The organism is Thermoclostridium stercorarium subsp. stercorarium DSM 8532 (assembly GCF_000331995.1).
GTDB lineage: Bacteria > Bacillota > Clostridia > DSM-8532 > DSM-8532 > Thermoclostridium > Thermoclostridium stercorarium.
On the sequence record NC_020134.1, the window covers coordinates 1,803,949 to 1,822,935 of the forward strand.

General features: G+C 42.8%; 14 protein-coding genes. 1 reads left to right on the forward strand and 13 read right to left on the reverse strand.

The annotated features are described in order from the left end of the window. Positions 1-14 precede the first annotated feature (14 nt). The 10 genes from CST_RS07845 to trpS all read right to left on the reverse strand — a co-directional run bounded on the left by CST_RS07845 (position 15) and on the right by trpS (position 13,126). On the reverse strand, positions 15-1,604 hold the full coding sequence (locus CST_RS07845) for an MBOAT family O-acyltransferase (RefSeq protein WP_015359334.1): 1,590 nt from the start codon (positions 1,602-1,604) through the stop codon (positions 15-17). A gap of 5 nt (positions 1,605-1,609) precedes the next feature. Further along, positions 1,610-1,840 (reverse strand): acyl carrier protein, encoded by a 231-nt coding sequence (locus tag CST_RS07850; RefSeq protein ID WP_015359335.1) that lies wholly within the window; start codon positions 1,838-1,840, stop codon positions 1,610-1,612. A 2-nt stretch (positions 1,841-1,842) separates the two neighbouring features. Next, the gene (locus tag CST_RS07855; protein ID WP_015359336.1) at positions 1,843-3,372 is read right to left on the reverse strand and encodes an AMP-binding protein; all 1,530 of its coding nucleotides are present in this window, start codon (positions 3,370-3,372) and stop codon (positions 1,843-1,845) included. Between the two features lie 93 nt (positions 3,373-3,465). Beyond that, positions 3,466-4,188: an aspartate/glutamate racemase family protein gene (locus CST_RS07860; protein ID WP_015359337.1), complete on the reverse strand. Its 723-nt coding sequence runs from the start codon at positions 4,186-4,188 to the stop codon at positions 3,466-3,468. Between the two features lie 69 nt (positions 4,189-4,257). After that, positions 4,258-5,895 carry a transglutaminase domain-containing protein gene (locus CST_RS07865; RefSeq protein WP_237266306.1) on the reverse strand — a complete coding sequence of 546 codons (1,638 nt, stop codon included), beginning with the start codon at positions 5,893-5,895 and terminating at the stop codon, positions 4,258-4,260. A 207-nt stretch (positions 5,896-6,102) separates the two neighbouring features. Next, positions 6,103-7,017 (reverse strand): ribonuclease Z, encoded by a 915-nt coding sequence (locus CST_RS07870; RefSeq protein WP_015359339.1) that lies wholly within the window; start codon positions 7,015-7,017, stop codon positions 6,103-6,105. 27 nt (positions 7,018-7,044) lie between these two features. Beyond that, positions 7,045-8,655: an NAD(P)/FAD-dependent oxidoreductase gene (locus CST_RS07875; protein WP_041746570.1), complete on the reverse strand. Its 1,611-nt coding sequence runs from the start codon at positions 8,653-8,655 to the stop codon at positions 7,045-7,047. Beyond that, positions 8,652-9,893: a BaiN/RdsA family NAD(P)/FAD-dependent oxidoreductase gene (locus CST_RS07880; protein ID WP_015359341.1), complete on the reverse strand. Its 1,242-nt coding sequence runs from the start codon at positions 9,891-9,893 to the stop codon at positions 8,652-8,654. Before CST_RS07880 ends, CST_RS07875 begins: the two co-directional genes overlap by 4 nt. 245 nt (positions 9,894-10,138) lie before the next feature. After that, on the reverse strand, positions 10,139-11,773 hold the full coding sequence (locus CST_RS07885; protein ID WP_015359342.1) for a class I adenylate-forming enzyme family protein: 1,635 nt from the start codon (positions 11,771-11,773) through the stop codon (positions 10,139-10,141). Between the two features lie 267 nt (positions 11,774-12,040). Beyond that, positions 12,041-13,126, reverse strand: a complete 1,086-nt coding sequence (gene trpS, locus CST_RS07890; protein ID WP_015359343.1) for a tryptophan--tRNA ligase — start codon at positions 13,124-13,126, stop codon at positions 12,041-12,043. Between the two features lie 315 nt (positions 13,127-13,441). Here trpS and CST_RS07895 point away from each other — a divergent pair, with 315 nt between their 5' ends. After that, positions 13,442-14,686, forward strand: a complete 1,245-nt coding sequence (locus CST_RS07895; RefSeq protein ID WP_015359345.1) for a DNA polymerase Y family protein — start codon at positions 13,442-13,444, stop codon at positions 14,684-14,686. A 248-nt stretch (positions 14,687-14,934) separates the two neighbouring features. Here CST_RS07895 and csx2 read toward each other — a convergent pair whose 3' ends face one another. The 3 genes from csx2 to CST_RS07910 form a co-directional block, all read right to left on the reverse strand. Then, the gene (csx2, locus tag CST_RS07900) at positions 14,935-16,290 is read right to left on the reverse strand and encodes a TIGR02221 family CRISPR-associated protein (RefSeq protein ID WP_015359346.1); all 1,356 of its coding nucleotides are present in this window, start codon (positions 16,288-16,290) and stop codon (positions 14,935-14,937) included. 437 nt (positions 16,291-16,727) lie between these two features. Next, positions 16,728-17,456, reverse strand: coding sequence for a CRISPR-associated endoribonuclease Cas6 (gene cas6 / locus CST_RS07905; protein WP_015359348.1), 729 nt, complete (start codon positions 17,454-17,456; stop codon positions 16,728-16,730). 68 nt (positions 17,457-17,524) lie between these two features. Further along, the gene (locus CST_RS07910; protein WP_015359349.1) at positions 17,525-18,949 is read right to left on the reverse strand and encodes an MATE family efflux transporter; all 1,425 of its coding nucleotides are present in this window, start codon (positions 18,947-18,949) and stop codon (positions 17,525-17,527) included. Positions 18,950-18,987: the final 38 nt, after the last annotated feature.

Genomic DNA, 18,987 nt, shown 5'->3' on the forward strand with positions numbered 1-18,987 from the left:
TCATCCACTTTCCGTTAAAACTGATTGTAAATAAACTGATTGCTGTCATATCCAATACCATAAGCCCCAAAAACTATTATTGAGATAAACAGTCCGACATAGGCAACATAACGGACAATGTACGGCCTTGCCGCCAATTTTTCCCTGATGCTTCCGCTTCTTTGGACAAGGCTTACGGTAATCATAATAATTATACCAAATATCAGAACGTAATAATCAGTCTTCTCAAGCCCGAGTTCCAGCAGCGCGCCGTTAAACAGCTCATTAACATTCCATTTGGTTAAAAGTGAACGGTACATCCGGAAAGTTACAGGAACATTTCTGTAACAGTCGAGTATTCTTATCGCCGACATCAGAATGAAAGTCCTGCCAACCTGAAACAATTTAAACAGAAACTTTTCACGGACATTGAATCTGCTGTGGAACCAGGCGTAAAAAGGTTCCAATTCCTGCGATACAATTATTACAAGACAATTCAGGAGCCCCCAGACTATGAAATTCCAGCTTGCACCATGCCAAATTCCCGTTGCGAACCACACAATAATGGTTGACAGATATACAGGAACCTTTTTCCCGATCTTTTCGCCGAGTTTTTCCCTTGAGAACTTTGAAACCTTCATCATAAACCCGCTTATGGACACAGGATAAAACACATAATCCCTGAACCATGTTCCCATTGTTATATGCCATCTTCTCCAGTACTCCGCAGTGGATTTTGAGAAAAACGGACGTTCAAAATTCTCTTTTACTTTAATCCCCAAAACCTCAGCAATACCAATCGTAATATCAATACCTCCGGTAAAATCGGCATAAAGCTGCACAGCGTAAAACACCATTCCAAGAAGAACATAGATTCCCTGGTAAGTGTCCGGGTTTTGGGTTATCGTCCTGACCGCGGGCAAAATCCGATCCGCTATAACAAGTTTCTTGAAAAATCCCCACAGTATTCTCTGAATACCAAACGAAACATTTTTTGCATCAAAAACGTGCCCGCCGTAAAGCTGCCTTCCCAGATCATCAAACCGGCTTATGGGTCCCTGTACAAGTTGCGGGAAAAAGGATACGAAAAGGGCAAATTTCCCTAAATTTTTTTCAGGAGGGTACTTGCCGCGGTATACATCAACCAGATATCCCACCGCCTGGAATGTATAAAATGAAATCCCCATCGGTAGGGCTATGTCCAAAAATGATATTTCGCCGGCTTTAAACACCCTCAGAACTGAATTGATATTGGATATAACAAAATTAGTGTATTTCAGTACCGCCAAAATTCCCAAATCCAGCAAAAGACAAGCAATCAAATATTTCTTTTGCTTTGACTTCACCTGTTCCCTATATGCCTTTTTCTCCTCTCTCGAAAGCTTGTCCCTGTTCTCCTTAAGGAAAGCTTCCTGCTGACTGTGAAGCTGTCCGATTTTCGTCGCACCTATATATGTAACAATGATTGTTACAGTGATGTACGCAACATTATCCCAGCCTGAAAAGCTGTAAAAGGTGAAGCTTGCAATCAGCAAAAGAACCCACTGGTATTTTATGGGTATTGCATAATAAAGTATAAATAATACCAGTAAAAAAAGAATAAACCCATATGATGTAAACAGCATATTACCTAACCCTCATCCTGCAGCCTTTGAATAAGTTTATACAATGCTTCCGCCGAATTAAAGTTTTCGGGTACTATTTCGTCCACAGGTATTCTTACGCCGAATTCTTCATTTATTTCGGTAATTAATGTAATGATATCAAAAGAATCCAATATTTTATTATCTATAAGCGCCTTTTCGGTTTTAAAATCCACTTCGGGATGTAATTCTTCCAGAATTTTCAGTAATGTTTCCATAATTAACCCTTCTTTCCGTCCATATATTTTTCCTTCAGCAAAAGCCTGTTTATTTTTCCGTTTGCAGTAAGAGGCATCACGTCAAGTTTTTCAACAATATGGGGAAGCATATATCTCGGAAGCTTTTCCTTTGCGAAATTGATAACATCGGCTCTGGAAGGCACGCCGGTATAATAAAGCACAATTTTCTTATTTACGTCATCGAAAATACAGCAGGCATTTACTATTCCATCCATCCTTCCGACAGCAGCCTCAATCTCCCCCAGCTCAATTCTGTGTCCCATATGCTTTATCTGATAATCCTTTCTTGAAACAAAAACCAGTTCTCCTCTTTCGTTGTATTTCCCAATGTCCCCGGTACGGTATATGAGTTCGGGATAGAGGTCATTTAGCGGATTTTGAACAAAAACTTCATTTGTTCTTTCAAAATCCCTGTAATATCCCAAAGTCAACGATGTACCGCGTATGCAGATTTCCCCCGGTTCGTTTGGAGCCGTTACAGGCTTGTTCTCGTCGTTCAAAAGAATGATATCGGTGTTTTTAAACGGTTTTCCTATCGGTATCACGTCGTTTTCGGTAAATTCACGATCCACTATATAATAACACGACATCCCCGTAGCTTCAGTAGGACCGTAAAGGTTTATAAATTTCGCATCCGGCAGGGCTTTTCTCCACATAAGGAACTGCTTCATCGGGAAAACTTCGCTTCCAAAGGCAATGGTATGAAGGTATTTTGGTTTTATTTTTTCAAACACCCCGAGCCCCGATATCATTGTTAAGGCCGGAACAACCCAGCATATTGTGTTTATTTTCTTTTCATTCAGAAACTCCACCAGTTTTATCGGAAACATAAACAGTTCCTTGGGGATTATGTATGCCGTTGCGCCGAATTTCAGCGTAGGATAGATTTCTTTCAGCGACGCGTCCACGTAAAGCGGAGTCTGGTTTCCGAAAACGGTGTCGGAGCTAACCCCCAAAACTTCCGAGAAACTTTCAATATAATCGATAACCGAACGATGACATGCCACAACGCCCTTCGGCACACCCGTCGAACCCGATGTAAACACCACATATATGGGATCGGTGTCTATGGTTTTGTCAAAAATCTCCTGCAAGGCTTTGTCATCGGGATTTGTCTTAACTATGTCGTCATACAGATAAACTTTTTTATCATAATTAAACTTTTTAACCAAATCCGCCGTGGTTTTGTCACATATAACAGCTTCGGGCAACAAGTTGGCAAATATTAATTCAATACGGTGAACAGGCATTTCCTCATCAATAGGCACATAATAATTTCCCGAATAAACAACCCCGAGAAAGGCTATAATCTCCTTCGGATGTTTCTTCATAAAAACAACCACAGGTTTTCTGTAGTGTCCCTGATGATGGAGAAAAGTTCCAACAGCTCTTGCACTGTTATATACCTGCCTGAACGTATAACCTTCTGACTCGTTTGCGTAGCAGATTTTGTCGGGATATATTTTAACAATATTTTCCAGATATTCAAGTATGTTTATTTGCCTTCCCATTTCAAGCACCTCGCGTATAATTATACACTGTATGTTTTTATAAATCTACGGTAAAAACAATGCATTTGGATTAAAAGTGGTAGCGTGTCCTTTTCAGGTTATAAGCTTCCGATACTCATTTTTTATTTTTCCGCCACAAAACAGAACAGATTTCTGAGCCAATACCTCCATTGCATCCAAACAACCCGGCCCTATATCATAGTCCCGGTGTATGACAGACAACTCGGTACACCCCAGCACTATAACTTCAGCTTTTGCCTCCAAAAGCTCATTCTTAACGGCGTAAAACTCGTCCATCACAATTGGCATATTGGCTTTTACACCATTGTATATCATATTCATTACAAGCTTCTGCCCTGAAGCTGAAGGCTGAACCACTTCCAATCCATATTTTTCGAGACCTTTTCTGAGGAAACCTCCCGTAACGGTGCCGTCCGTCGCCATTATACCAACCCTGCTGACACCGCTGTTTTTCAGGTAAATGGCCGTTTCACCGATCATGTCGATAATCGGCACATTAATCTCCCTGCAAAGACGTTCGTAGAAAAAATATGCGGTTACGCACGGAACGGCTATAAAGTCTGCTCCAAGTTCTTCGAGTATTTTCCCGATTTCCACCATATCAGTGCACGGATCAGCACTGCTTTTGCCCAAAATAAAATCCGTTCTGTCGGGTATCGAAGGTTTGCTGTATACTATCATAGGTATATGTTCCCTGTCGGTTCGGGCATCCGTCATTTTAACCACCATTTCCATAAAGCAGGCGGTGGCTAACGGCCCCAGTCCACCGATTACCCCTAACTTTTTCGTAAGCATTTCCTCCCCTGCATAATTAGAGTCTACTTTAATTTGCCCGCCCCCTAAAATGCAATAGCGCGGTCGGCTTTACTTCTCAGGCGTTGCGGGATATTTGGATTTATCATATCTGTAATAATAACTGTCCTTGTAAGTTCTCGAATAAGCCTCCAATTCCTCATCAGTCACCATAAATGCCACAAACCTGCGTATTTGCGGGGTGGCATCAAAATGATACCATCCGTCACCCAAATTCACCATATGCCAATAATGCCGCGCTTCTCCGGGTTTTGTAAGCCTTTCAACACTGAGCGTTTGCGCCCCTATTCTGTTAAGCAGCAGTTGTGATACCGAATAATACGTAAAACAATCTCCGTAACCTTTAACAATACCTTTGTATGCTTCTTTCATCCAGTCAGATTTATCTGAACTTCCGGTGTAAGCTATATGAGTATTTACATATTTCCAGATTGCCCATGCTTTCTCTCTCAGTGTCATATCTTCAGTAGTTATCCGGGCAAGTACCTCATCTGCAAGTTTTTCCAGTTCCTCCATAGTAACCGATGGCTGCCGCACCGATATGGTGACTTCTTTCGTGGCAGTATTCCCGGACGAATCCGTGGCAGTGAATATTGCGGTATATTCGCCCTCAACCTTTAAATTCACCTGGCTGGCATCCACGGAAACAGGCACTTCCCCGTCCCTGTTGTCCTCAGCATAAACGAGCTTTTTGTAAGAAAAAGGCACACCTATAAAAGCTGTTGCTTTATCATCTCCGTAAATTTCCGGCGGTTCGGTGTCTTTTACGGTGGTGAGCCTGGTCTGCAAAACCGTCTCATTTCCTCCCTCATCGGTTAAAACAAGGCTTACCTCCTGTTCGCCTTCCATGTTGAAATCGGGTTCTTCCTTATACCTGACGGTGACCGATGTGGCATCGTTAATTTCCTTAATGAACTTTTCAGGTTCAACTGCGTCGCCCACCCATGCAGTTACCGGTTCCGCCACTCCCTGCGGAGGTATTGTGTCGGTTACTTCAACGGCTGATTCGTATATTTTACCGTCAATATTTATGAAAACAGGGTATTTGCCGACTTTGTCAAGGGAATCAGGGCCACTGACAAGGGTTATTTCCCGGGCATTTACGTTGGGTTTTAAAAATATATCCAAATCCAGCGACTCCTGACCTGCTTCAACCTGCACAACTTCTTTAAGTTTCGAAATTCTGAGCGTGGCCTCATATTCAGACATATTCCCCGACGTATCGGTTAAAACCAGTTTCACGGTCTGGGAGTTTATTTTGTTAAAATCAGGCTCTTCTTTAAAAGACACCGTAACTTCGGTAGCATCGATTATGCTTTCAAAAAACGCTTCGGGTGTAACGGTTTCTCCTTCGTACAAATCCACAGTTTTTACCACGCCTTTGGGAGCAGTGGTATCCACAACATTCACTTTTGATTTGTAAACCCTGCCGTCAACATTTATTTTAATATCGTACATTCCCGGAACATTCAGCGGTATTGTTGAAATATCGGTAGCATATGTTACATTCTTCGCCCTGCCGCTGTAAAAAATGCCCGCATCGGGCATTTGCGATCCTGCTTCGACCGTTACTACCTCTGCAACATTGCTTGCCCTAACATAATTTATAATAAATATCGAACCGACGCCAATTATACAAATTGCAATGGAAATTGTTAAAATAATTAATTTTTTTCTTTTTAAGTCCATTCTGATTTTCCCCTTCCGGTTACCGAACAAATAAACGTTAATTCAAATTCCGCGCTGTTCTATGGTCCCTTTGAAATCAATATCTGATTTGACGTTGTTATAATAGCACAATTATTTCAATTGTTCCATAATCAAAAAATATTATTATTTCCAAAAATACGTTTGTTCCCGGTTTTGACCAAACAGCAACTGCCCCCCGGACGTTAATCATTCCGAATTAAATCTTAACGTTGCTGTAATCAAATCCGTAGCAACTTCTGCGTTCGGAAAAATACATCTCACCTGCGGAATATATTTCCCCGGCTCGGTCAAAGACGGGCTGTAATGAGTCAGCCACAGGCGCTGAACATTTGCTTTTTTTGCAATTTCGGCAGCTTCGGGAAAAGTCATGTGTTTTTTCTGCGCGGCTTTTTCAAAATCCTCGTTACTGCCGTACATTCCCTCACATATCAGCAAATCTGCATCCCGGACAAATTCAACCAGGGATTCCGTCGGCCTTGTGTCGGTACAATAACAGACCTTTATTCCCTTTCTTTCCGGGCCAAGCACCATCTCGGGTTTTATCACCCGATCACCTATTTTTACCTCGCAGCCGTTTTGAAGAAGCTTATAGTACCGAACGGGTATGCTGAGCTTTTCGGCTTTCTCCACATCAAATTTCCCCTGCCTTTTAAGAAAAACGCAGTAGCTAAGGCATGTAATGGTGTGATCGGCGGGAATGCTTCTGATTACCAAACCATTCAGACGGTTCTCGGATATTTTATCCTCCGGAAGCTCAACAATCTGAAGGGCATAGGGAAGTTCCGGAGCTATTACCGTCAGCCCTTCGACCACTTTTTTCAAACCGGGGGGACCCATTAAAATCAAAGGCTCGGTCCGGCCTGAATTTCCTATTGTAAGGAGCAACCCCGGCAAACCGGCCACATGATCACCGTGATAATGGGTAAGTAACACAGCATCTATTGCCTTGAAGCCCCATCCCGCCATCTTTACTGGTACCTGTGTTCCTTCTCCGCAATCCAGCAATATCATTCTTCCGTTGTATCTTATTAACACACTCGACAGCCATCTTTCGGGAAGCGGCATAACTCCGCCCGTTCCCAGCAGGCATACATCAATCATATAAATCATCCCTAAAAAAGTTTAAAATCATATCGGTGAATACTTTTCCATTACTTTTTCCGCCACTCTTATTCCGTCAACGGCAGACGACATAATTCCCCCTGCATATCCCGCCCCTTCGCCTACGGGGTAAACGCCGTCTATATTTGCCGTAAAATTTTCGTTCCTGAGTATCCGTACCGGCGATGAACTTCTGGTCTCAACGCCGGTCAAAACACCGTCCGGCAGGGCAAAACCTTTCAGCTTCCTGTCAAAGTACAGAATTGCCTCCTTCATTGTTTCAACGACATAAGCGGGAAGGCAATTTTTAAGTTCGGCAGGTACCACACCCGGCCTGTAAGTAGGTACTACGCTGCCGAAACCGGTACTTTTGCGGTCGTTCAGAAAGTCCCCGACAAGCTGCGCAGGAGCCATGTAACTTTCTCCGCCCAGCTTAAATGCAAGCCTTTCCCACTTTCTTTGGAACTCGACTCCCGCAAGGGGATCATCACTCATAAAATCCCCGGGGGTAACGCCAACAAGCAGTGCGGCATTTGCATTTCTCCCATCCCGTTTGTATTCGCTCATGCCGTTCGTCACAACACCGTTATGTTCAGACGCTGCGGCAACCACATATCCTCCGGGACACATGCAGAAGGTATATGCCGACCTTCCGTTTTTCGAGTGATATGCCAGTTTATAGTCTGCCGCGCCGAGCATCGGATGTTCCGCTGCGTCACCATACTGGGCGAAGTTAATCAGCTTTTGCGGGTGTTCTATGCGCACACCTATTGAGAAGGGTTTGGGAATTATATTTACACCACGTCTTTTCAGCATTTCAAAAGTATCCCTTGCACTGTGTCCCAGTGCCAGCAAAACAACGCCGCACCGCAGGGTTTCATTGTCGTTAAGCCTTACCGCATGAATTTTTCCGTCCTTAATTATCAGATCCGTAACCTTTGTTCTGAACCTCACTTCCCCGCCGTTGGCTATAATCTCATTTCTTATGTTTTTGACTACGCTTCTCAATAAATCAGTTCCTATATGTGGTTTGTAATGATAGATAATTTCTTTCGGCGCGCCTGCTTTAACAAATTCCTCCAATACTGCGGCGCACCGTTTGTCATTTATCAGCGTAGTCAGTTTTCCGTCCGAAAAAGTACCCGCGCCCCCTTCTCCGAACTGAACATTGCTTTCGGGATCAAGGATACCTTTATCCCAGAATTTCTCTATTTTTTCAACCCTTGAATCGACGTCTTCACCCCTGTCGACCAAAATTGGCCTGTAACCATGCCTTGAAAGCATAAGTCCGGCAAAAAGCCCCGCAGGGCCCATTCCGACTATGACGGGACGCTCTTCCAACCTTTCGCTGCCATGCACTATTATTTCGTTTTCCTTATCGGGGGTATATGTCACATCTTTAACATCAGCCCTGCGAAAAAGCAATTCTTCGTTTTTTACATCCGCATCCACCGAATATACCAGGCAAATGTCATCCTTTTTCCTGGCATCCACCGATTTTTTCGCTATTCTGAAATGTTTCAAAGCCTTTTCGGGAATTTTTAATTTTATCAGCAGTTTTTGTTTCAAAACATGCAGTTCATCTTTAGGATCATCAATTTCAGCAAGCCTTATTTTTATATTTGAAACCCTAATCATGATATTCCCCTTAACGCCGCATTTTTTCCTGCAACAAACCCCGACGACCATGCCCATTGGAGGTTGAAGCCCCCGCACTGGCCGTCTATGTCCATTATTTCGCCCGCAAAAAACAGGCCCCTGACCAGTTTGGATTCCATTGTGTTTTCGTCAATATCTCCCGTATCGATGCCTCCGGCCGTCACCTGGGCACTGGGCCAGCTTTTCGTGCCGCGAATTTTCATTCTCCAGTCGGTCAGAATTTTTATTATACTTTCCTTTTCGATTTCAGTCAAAGCCGCGACAGGCTTTTTAATATTATCTATTCCCGCTTTGGCCAATATAACAGGAATAAGCCTTTTGTTCACAAATCCTATGAAACTTACATCCAAAGGTTTGTCGCGCAAATCTTCAAAACGTCTTTTTAAAATATTTCTAAGTCTTTCTTCAGGCATATCCATAATGGTTATTTTAACATAAGCTTCCTTGCCTGCATTAAGAAGCTCTCCCGCTTTCCTGCTTATCTGAAGTATCGGTGGTCCTGATACGCCGTAGTTCGCGAAAAGAATGTCCCCTCTGTCCTTAGCCACTGACTTGTTGTTGTGTATTACCTCGGCAGTGCCTTCAATTTTTACGCCCTCGATCCGTTTGAAAAACGCCCCCTCAAGCATAATCTGCACCAGAGCGGGAAATACATCTGTTATCCTGTGTCCCAGCTTTTTTGCAAGTTCATACCCGTTCCCGTCCGAACCTGAGGCCGGCATCGCCTTGCCGCCCGTTGCCACTATAACACTGTGGGCGGTAAATGAATCGCCCTTTTCGGTATCAATCAGAAATATATCCCCTTTTTTGGTAATATTCGTTACCTTACAGTCACAAACCACATTTATTTTTTTGTCATCAAGCTCATATAAAAATACGTCAAGGATACTTGATGCCTGATCAGACATCGGGAAAACCTTTCCGTTTTCCTCCACCTTATGCTCTATTCCCAGCTTTTCAAAAAAACGGATTGTATCTTTGACCGTAAAAGCCGATAACGCACCGCTTACAAACCCGGGATTTTTCCCGTTATAATGTTTCACATCCGCGTATATATTTGTAAAATTGCAGCGTCCGTTGCCGGTGGCAAGAATTTTCTTCCCCACCCTGGGATTCCTTTCAAGTATTGTGACATCGGCTCCCGTCCTTCTTGCCGAAACTGCAGCCATAAGTCCCGCTGCTCCGCCGCCAACCACTATTACCTTATTCCGCGCCATAATAATCCTCCGTTACGGTATTTCCCATAACTCAAAATATCAGCTTCATTGTTTTATCCTTTACAATGTTATTTTATCAGAAAAACCGCCCAACAGTTTTAGAAAATAAAAACTTAGACTGTTATCCTACAATAACAGCCTAAGTCCGTTAAATTCGTATCAATTCATATTAAAAAACGAGGCTCCTTTAGTCCGATTCGGACTTAGGGGGGGGAGAAGAAAGGTAAGAGCCTCGTTCTTGATAGCTACAGTTGTGTTTGGGTTGCTACTATTTGCGTAGCTCCATACTTTGCTCTAAGCAGTGGCTTTTCAATTTTGCCCGTAGGATTTCTCGGGACCTTGTCAAAAATTATCTTCCTTGGCCGTTTATAACGCGGTAAGTCCCGGCAATATTCAATTATATCCTTTTCGGTTAAATTTATACCTGGTTTTGTTTCTATAATTGCCGCGACTATTTCTCCCTGTCTTCGATCAGGAAGGCCTATGACTGCGGCATCTTTAATTCCGTTGTGGGCACGAAGGAAATCTTCAACCTGAACAGGATATATATTTTCGCCACCGCTTATAATAACATCTTTTTTCCTGTCAACCAGGTAAATGAAACCGTCTTCATCCATGCGCGCCATGTCACCGGTCAGAAGCCATCCGTCCTTCAAGACCTCTTCTGTGGCTTTCGGATCCTTGTAGTAGCATTTCATAACCCCCGGGCCTTTAACAGCCAGCTCGCCTATTTCACCCTGAGGTACCGGGTTTCCGTCCTCATCAACTATTTTGGCTTCCCAGTTATATCCCGGTTTCCCTATTGCGCCAACTTTATGTATATTCTCAACACCCAAATGCACACATCCAGGTCCGGTTGATTCACTAAGCCCATAGTTTGTGTCATAAAGGTGGTTTGGAAAATACTTTTTCCACCTGCAGATTAAACTGGGCGGAACAGGCTGCGCCCCGATATGCATAAGCCGCCATGACGACAAATCATAATCATGGAGGTTTATGTCACCTCGCTCAATTGCGTCAAGTATATCCTGGGCCCAGGGTACCAGAAGCCAAACTATTGTAATTTTCTCTTCTGATACGGTCTTCAGAATCCATTCGGGTTTCACACCCCGAAGCAAAACCGCCCTGCTTCCCGATATGAGACTTCCAAACCAGTGCATTTTAGCGCCTGTATGATAAAGCGGAGGTATGCACAGAAAATTATCTTCCCGCGTCTGCCCATGATGTTTCTGCTCTGTGTAACAAGCCGATACAAGGCTTCTGTGCGCATGCAAAATTGCTTTTGGAAAACCTGTTGTACCCGACGAATAGTAGATTGCAGCATCGTCATCGTCGGATATGTCTACCTTTGGCGCTTCCGCCGGGCAGACAGCCGTAAGCCTTTCATAGCTCTCCGCAAATGACGGTGTCTTTTCCCCTACATAAATGAACATTTTTACAGCAGGAATATCCTGATAAATCAACTCGATACGTTCTGTAAACTCAGGTCCGAAAATAAGTGCAACCGCATCCGACAAATTTAGACAATACCTTATTTCTTCTGCCGTATATCTGAAATTCAACGGTACCGCCACCGCGCCTGCTTTAAGTATTCCGAAGTATATAGGAAGCCACTCAATACAGTTCATTAAAAGGATGGCTACCTTATCCCCCTTCTTTATCCCACGTTTTAACAACAAATTCGCAAGCCGGTTTGCTTTCTCGTCAAATTCTCTCCACGTCATCTCCCTCCGGTATGAACCTGAGGGACTGTTTTCTATAAGTTCATATTCAAGCCAGGTTACATTCTTTTTTCCCTGAACCTCCATGTTTATTTCGGTAAGACATTTTTCGTCGCCATATAACCTGGCATTTCGCTCCAGAAATTCGGTAATGGGCATCTTCTGCCATCCTCCCGTCCTACGCCCGCGCCTCTGATAAAGCATCAACCGTGCTACAGTACTACGTTTAATAACATTATAGGACAAATATCTTGGTTAATCAATAGTATTTATGCCTCTTATACAGGTCTTTAGTCCTATATTTTTACCTTTTTCGAAATTTCCATGGGTATTTTTATGTCAAATATTGTCAAATGTTGTTATATATTATCAATTTATATCCAAATATGACTTTATATAACCATTCACCGTCGCAGAAACCTTAAGTTATCTGTTGATTTTATTCGTATATTCATTAATCAAACTAAAATCATCAAAATAGTTTATCTTCATTGCCTTCTTAACTTCCGCAAGCGTACGGGCCGCAACTTCTCTCGCCGCCTCGGTACCCTTGCGCAGGATTTCATATACATAAGGTATATCTCTCTCAAATTCCTTCCTTCTTCTGCGAATTGGCTCCAATTCTTCCTGAAGGACGGCGTTCAGAAATTTCTTAACTTTAACGTCACCAAGGCCTCCCCTTGTATAATGCGCTTTCATTTCATCCAGATTCTTATATTCGGGCAGATATCTTTCGAAATGCTCGTCTCTGCAAAAAGCATCGAGATAGGTGAATACCGGATTTCCCTCAACCCTTCCCGGATCTGTCACCCTTATATGGTTCGGATCGGTAAACATGCCCATTACTTTCTGTCTTACTTCCTCTTCGGAATCAGCCAGATAAATGGCGTTGTTCAAAGACTTGCTCATTTTCGCCTTTCCGTCCGTTCCCGGAAGCCTGAGGCATGCTTTATTATCCGGAAGCAGTATTTCAGGCTCTACGAGTGTTTCACCGTATATCGAATTAAACTTCCTCACAATTTCCCTTGTCTGCTCCAGCATCGGCTGCTGATCTTCGCCAACGGGAACGGTTGTGGCTTTAAACGCCGTTATGTCAGCCGCCTGACTGACCGGATATGCCAAAAATCCAACAGGTATACTTGCTTCAAAATTCCTCATCTGAATTTCGGCTTTAACGGTTGGGTTTCGCTGAAGTCTTGAAACCGTGACCAGATTCATGTAATACGCGGTTAATTCAAAAAGCTCGGGAATCTGGGACTGGATGAGAATAGTGGACTTTTCGGGATCAATACCGCAGGACAGATAATCCAATGCCACCTCCACAATATTCTGGCGTACCTTCTCCGGATTTTCGGCATTGTCGGTAAGTGCCTGTGCATCGGCTATCATAATATAAATTTCATCAAATTCGCCCGAATTCTGTAACTGAATCCTTTGTCTGAGCGATCCTACATAATGGCCGATATGCAGCCTTCCTGTGGGTCTGTCACCTGTTAAAATCACCTTTTTCATTACTTTCATTCCTCCATAACCACCAATCGGCATTATCATAGTTTCATACGGGTTTATATAGTTGTCTGGCTGACTAAAAATTGCAAATGTTTTATGTAATTATATAACACCGTTCCGGCACATTTCAAGGTTTATGCATCCTTTCAGCACATATGAAAGCATGCAAATTCAGCTGAATGAATACTTCATTTCCCGCGCGGCTTTTTGGAAATAAAGCGACAAAACCAGAGTCATGCATACAGAAACCTTTTTTACCATAAAATAATATTTGAAAGAACATTTGTTCGGAGTTAAAATAGGTTCGGTGAACACAATATGAACAGAATTATAATGCATATTGATGTAAATAACGCTTATTTAAGCTGGGAAGCAGTATACCGTCTTCAAATGGGTGAAAAAACAGACCTGAGGGAAATACCGTCGGTTGTCGGCGGGGATGAGCAGAGCCGCCACGGCATTGTTCTTGCCAAAAGCAATCCTGCAAAGAAATATTCAATTCAAACCGGAGAGGCGCTGTACACCGCCAGAAAAAAATGCCCGAATCTTGTTGTGGTTCCGGTGCGGTACGAGCTTTACATGATGTGCCACAATGCGATGACAAACATCCTGCACGATTTTTCGCCCAATGTACAGGTATACAGTATTGACGAGGCTTTCCTTGATTACACCGGTATGGAAAACATCCACGGCGACCCTGTGGAAGCGGCTTATAAGCTTAAAAACAGAATAAAAACCGAACTTGGTTTTACCGTTAATGTAGGTATTTCCAGCAACAAGCTGCTTGCCAAAATGGCCAGTGAACTGAAAAAGCCCGATATGGTCAATACCCTTTTCCCTGACGAGATAAAAGAAAAAATGTGGCCGTTGCCAGTACGGGAGCTTTTCATGGTGGGTCCTGCCACCGCACCGAAGCTATACCGGCTCAATATATTTACAATCGGGGATTTGGCGCAGGCCAATCCTGAATTATTGCAATACCATCTCAAAAGCTGGGGAAAGTTAATCCGGGACTACGCCAACGGAATAGAAAACAGCCCTGTTTCAGCGGACGCCCGTCCGCCGATCAAAGGCATTGGAAACTCAACCACAATTCCGTTTGATGTGGATTCGGCGGATGAAGCCAGAAAAGTACTGCTGTCCTTGTGCGAAATGGTGGGCATGAGGCTTCGTCAGGCGGGTTACTGTGCAAAACTGGTCTCGGTATATTTAAGAAACACAAATTTAACCGGAAAATCCCACCAACGAAAGTTCGCCACAGCCACCGATGACACATATCAGATTTTTAACCGTGCGTCGCAGCTTATGGAAGAAATGTGGACGGGAGAAGCATTGCGCGGAATGGGTGTTCACGTTTCGGATCTGGTTCCGAACGACTTATTTCAGATTTCAATGTTTGAGCCGCTGAATGAACGCAGAAGGCGTTTGGACAAATCCATTGACCAAATACGTATGAAATACGGCCCAAAATCGGTGATCAGATCTGTTTTTGTCAACTCAGGACTTGCTCCGATTACCGGAGGAGTTATTGAAGATTTTAAAATGATGTCATCCATTCTTTGAGCCAAAGGTCAAAAACCCACCTTTCGGTGGGCCTTTGACCTTTAGTAAAAGCAGAAATTTATATTTAAAGTAAAAGCAGAAATATTCCTGTATAAAGCTTATATGTTACGCCGCGTGCACCATACACAGGTACACTTTGTTAAAATATTAACACTCTATCACCTATTATATTATCACATTGTTAAATTATTATCAATATTATTAACTTGGTTTTTTTAACAAAATTTATTCAATTTTTTTAGTAAAATTTACTTTGTCCTCAACATATTAAACGGATATTCGTCGGGAATTTTCTCAATCTTCGGATTGTTAAACAGGCACTTCTTCAGTTCGTTAACGTGGTCAATTGCTTTTCGTATGTCCCTGTCCAGACTTTTATTTCCGGAATAACCCGCATGGGCTATTGTGTTCCTTATTCCGTTAATAATCTTATATTCCAGGCTTATTTTGCAGTACTCCGGATTTTCTTTCAGATACTTTGTTATCAGGTACTTTATTTTCTTTCTGTCATTCTCATCCCAATTGACTGTTTCGCCTCTGTCCTGATAAAGTTCAAGAAGCCTTGTTCTTATTGATTCGGCCAGACAGATGTATCCCTGGGCATACCGTTTGTTTTCAAAATACCATTCAGCCAGAGCAAACTGAAGTTCTCCGTTGGTTTTTATTCCTTTAAACCGTTTTGCGAAATCGGACAAATACGGGAACATATGCCTTATCACCGGCTCGGCATGTGGACTATTCTCCAGCAGCCGGTTTAAAGCCTTGATATTTTCTCTGAAATCGTCAATATAATTAATATTGACAATTTCCGATATTTTCCTTATATTCTCCGATAAATCCCTGTTATGAATCAAATCAGCCAGCAGGTATCCGTTCCCGAAATTTATAAAATTATATGCAGCCCTTGCCCACAAAGTCATGTTAAAATACGGGCTTAAATCGACAATCGGGGCATATTCCAGTTCTCCTTTTATGTCCAGCATCCCGTAATACAATCCCGACAGTTTAAACGCTTTCTTAAATTTCAGTATGCCAATTAAATCCAGCGTTATATAGTTAAACAAAGCGATGGACCTGAAAGCATGGGTTATGTCGAGATAAACCTCATCATCCTCTTCCAGCATATCACTGATTCGCAGCAAGGTATTGAAGTTGTTCCAGAGTTCTGTTTCGTTCAGGCCGTATTCTATGACGAAACATTTTGAACCGCCGGTTGCGGACTTTCTTATGCTCTTCAGGTAAAAATCAATTGTCAGATTAAGCTTTCCCAAATCTTCCTCGTTTATCCTGTCTTTATTGCCCTCTGCGTCTTTGACGTTAAAACTTTTAGCCTTGTCCGCCAGTAAATTTTTATATTTTCTGTCTTCCTGCAGGTTTGCAGCTTCTGTGTAATAGCGGTAAACTTCCTCCCACATCGATTTTGGCGTACCCACCAGATAAAGCCTGTCCACTTTTAAATGTTCACATAATGCCGCAGCAACAAATGAAGTTTTATATTCCTTGCCCGTACCGGAAAACCTGTAAACCGCAGGCATGTATTTTCTTTCATTTTCCTCCTGCCGGCTTATTCCCGTTCCCAACGCCGAAATCAGAATTTTGGCCATGAAAAACACTCCCTCTCCTGACTGAAACAAAGTAATGCAAAAATAACAGGTACAGAAGATGAAATAAAACCGGAAACAGCAGTTTTATTTATCCCTCTTATCGGTTTCGGCCTTCAGTCTGTTATGTTATTTAAACATATTCGGGATTAAAAAGATTTCGTTTTTATGGCGTATTCTGTAAACATGCTTAATGCCTTATCCCAAGGCTTTTCAACCAGGTCTTTACAAGTTATGTTTTGAGCGTTTTTCGGAGGATGAACAGCAAAATCCCCTGAAAGTTTTCCGCTTGCCGGAAACCGACGAAAATTTAAAGAGAATTATGAAATATAAAAGCCTATTCATATTGGGCAAACCAGTTTAATACCATCGGGATATTTCAATTCCTTCAAGGTATGTTTATATCCCCGTGTTTAACCTTTCCTTTCACAACTAAGTAACTATTCCGCCAGTTTCACACAGCCAAACCCCTGGCTGTTTTTGCCGCCCAGTCCCGCGTCCACAGCCATCTGGAGAAGTTCGCGAGGCCCTTCAACACTCAGCCTGCATGTATACCCCTTTACAATGTAGCCCTTGTATTTTACTATATGCAGCCTTGGCTGGGTTATCGGACTGAACCATACCTTTTCTTCAGGCGGTTGCATTCCTGTGTACGCCCTGTATTTTTTCCGAAGATTTTCTTCAACGATCCTGTTAAAATCTTCTTCACCGGGCTGAAAAAAGCATGTATACTTTCTCTGATCGGGCCTTAACAAAGTACTGTATGCCGTTATCGGAGACAGCGTTTTCAGCACTATTTTGTTATCAAGTACGTCCTGCCGGCTTATTTCAATGCTTTCAATCTCAAGAAGGTTTTTGCCCAGCTTCGCTTCCTTTTTTAAAACCGTGTTCGCAAAAGATTCACAGAAATATTCGTCGGGCGACGATACTTCAAGTTTTATCGGGGGTTTGAATGTAATAGTGCCGTTCGCACTGTCTATATTTGACTTTCCCAAAATATTCGAAAAACAGAATAATTTAAACTTCCTTCCTTCACCATAGCCTTTGCTGTGCAAAAATTCCGCCAGTTCCCTGTCTATCATGTTATAAATAAAGCCCTGCACAATATGGTTGTAATGAACGGGCAAAACAATGTCATTTGCCGCATTCAGCCGTATACATATATGCATGTGTCTTCTCCCCACGCTCTCATTTACTTTCGGTTGCATCTGCATATTTTCTGGCAAACAGACAAGAATTACGGTTCAAAATTTTCAAATACATTCATATTAATTTCGTTACTTGCCGTATTGTCATCAACCCATTCTGCTTCCTTCTCTTTTATTTTTCTAAAAAAACGCACTGCAAACGGAATTGCGGTGAGCATGCTTAACGTATCCGAAATACTTTGCGTAATTTGTATTCCAAACAGCCCCAAAAGGGATGACAGAATAAAAATTAACGGGATAAAATACAGGCCCTGCCTTGTCAGTGCAAGAAACGTCGCTTCTTTATTCTGTGCAAGGGACTGAAGAAGCATGTTCGTACTTACCGTCACAGACATTAACGGAAGAACGGCCGCCTGAACCCTCAGAAGAAATGAGCCAATATTTATTACATCAGGATCATCGGGACGGAAAACCGCCAAAATGTTCGGCGCAAAAATAAAGCAAATAACCGCAGCCACACTCATCATTGCGCAGCCGATTAGAAGCGTTACCTTATAAGCAGAGCGTACACGTCTGTAATTCCGGGCACCGTAATTGTATCCTGCGACAGGCTGAAATCCCTGACCTACGCCGAGCATTATCGCCATTATTATGAATGACACTTTTCCGACAATGGAAAAAGCTGCAACTGCAGCATCTCCGTAAATTTTCACCCTGTTGTTAAGCAGCGACGAAGAAATGCTTGCCAGACCCTGACGGAAAAAAGACGGCGCGCCTATACGGATAATAACGGAATAAACGCCAAATCCCCCGGATATTTTCGCAAGGCTTATTTTCAGAACGCTGTGCCTGCTCTGAACAAATACCAGCAGTAATATCAGGCTTACAGTCTGACTGAGAATTGTAGCTATCGCAGCTCCCGCTATTCCCATATTGAAAGTAAAAATAAATACCGGATCAAGAAAAATATTCAATATTCCGCCTGTTGAGATGCCAATCATCGAAAAAGCCGTCTTCCCCTGGCAACGCAGCAAATGATTGAATACAAAAGACGCACACATTATCGGAAAGCCAAGAAGTATATAGTTTGCGTAAACTTCCGCATACGGAAGGATTGTTTCGGTAGCTCCGACAAAACTCAGTATCGGTGCCAGAAAAAGTTTGCATAAAACCCCCAGGACAATACCGCCCAAAACCGACGCAAAAACCGCCGAAGACGCTACTTTGTCCGCTTCTTCGGTATTACCTTCCCCAAGATATATTGAAATTCTGCTGCCGGCACCGCTTCCAATCATAAAACCTACCGCCTGAAGAATTGCGGTAAGGGGAAATACCACTCCGACCGCACCGCTTGCACTTGTTCCCAGCTGAGACACAAAAAAAGTATCCGCAGTATTGTAAATTGAAGATACCAGCATGCTGACAATGGTCGGCGACGACATCCTCAATATAAGTTTTGTCATCGGAGTTTTCGTCATCAAATCATGCTGCTTCTGATTTCTTACCGTATTCATTTTATCCTTTCCAACAAATCCTTTCCAAATGCCGTTTT

Coding starts and splice junctions, on each gene's coding strand:
- CST_RS07845 (WP_015359334.1), bottom strand. CDS start 1,604: ATGCTGTTTACATCATATGGGTTTATTCTTTTTTTACTGGTATTATTT.
- CST_RS07850 (WP_015359335.1), bottom strand. CDS start 1,840: ATGGAAACATTACTGAAAATTCTGGAAGAATTACATCCCGAAGTGGAT.
- CST_RS07855 (WP_015359336.1), bottom strand. CDS start 3,372: ATGGGAAGGCAAATAAACATACTTGAATATCTGGAAAATATTGTTAAA.
- CST_RS07860 (WP_015359337.1), bottom strand. CDS start 4,188: ATGCTTACGAAAAAGTTAGGGGTAATCGGTGGACTGGGGCCGTTAGCC.
- CST_RS07865 (WP_237266306.1), bottom strand. CDS start 5,895: ATGGACTTAAAAAGAAAAAAATTAATTATTTTAACAATTTCCATTGCA.
- CST_RS07870 (WP_015359339.1), bottom strand. CDS start 7,017: ATGATTGATGTATGCCTGCTGGGAACGGGCGGAGTTATGCCGCTTCCC.
- CST_RS07875 (WP_041746570.1), bottom strand. CDS start 8,655: ATGATTAGGGTTTCAAATATAAAAATAAGGCTTGCTGAAATTGATGAT.
- CST_RS07880 (WP_015359341.1), bottom strand. CDS start 9,893: ATGGCGCGGAATAAGGTAATAGTGGTTGGCGGCGGAGCAGCGGGACTT.
- CST_RS07885 (WP_015359342.1), bottom strand. CDS start 11,773: ATGCCCATTACCGAATTTCTGGAGCGAAATGCCAGGTTATATGGCGAC.
- trpS (WP_015359343.1), bottom strand. CDS start 13,126: ATGAAAAAGGTGATTTTAACAGGTGACAGACCCACAGGAAGGCTGCAT.
- CST_RS07895 (WP_015359345.1), top strand. CDS start 13,442: ATGAACAGAATTATAATGCATATTGATGTAAATAACGCTTATTTAAGC.
- csx2 (WP_015359346.1), bottom strand. CDS start 16,290: ATGGCCAAAATTCTGATTTCGGCGTTGGGAACGGGAATAAGCCGGCAG.
- cas6 (WP_015359348.1), bottom strand. CDS start 17,456: ATGCATATATGTATACGGCTGAATGCGGCAAATGACATTGTTTTGCCC.
- CST_RS07910 (WP_015359349.1), bottom strand. CDS start 18,949: ATGAATACGGTAAGAAATCAGAAGCAGCATGATTTGATGACGAAAACT.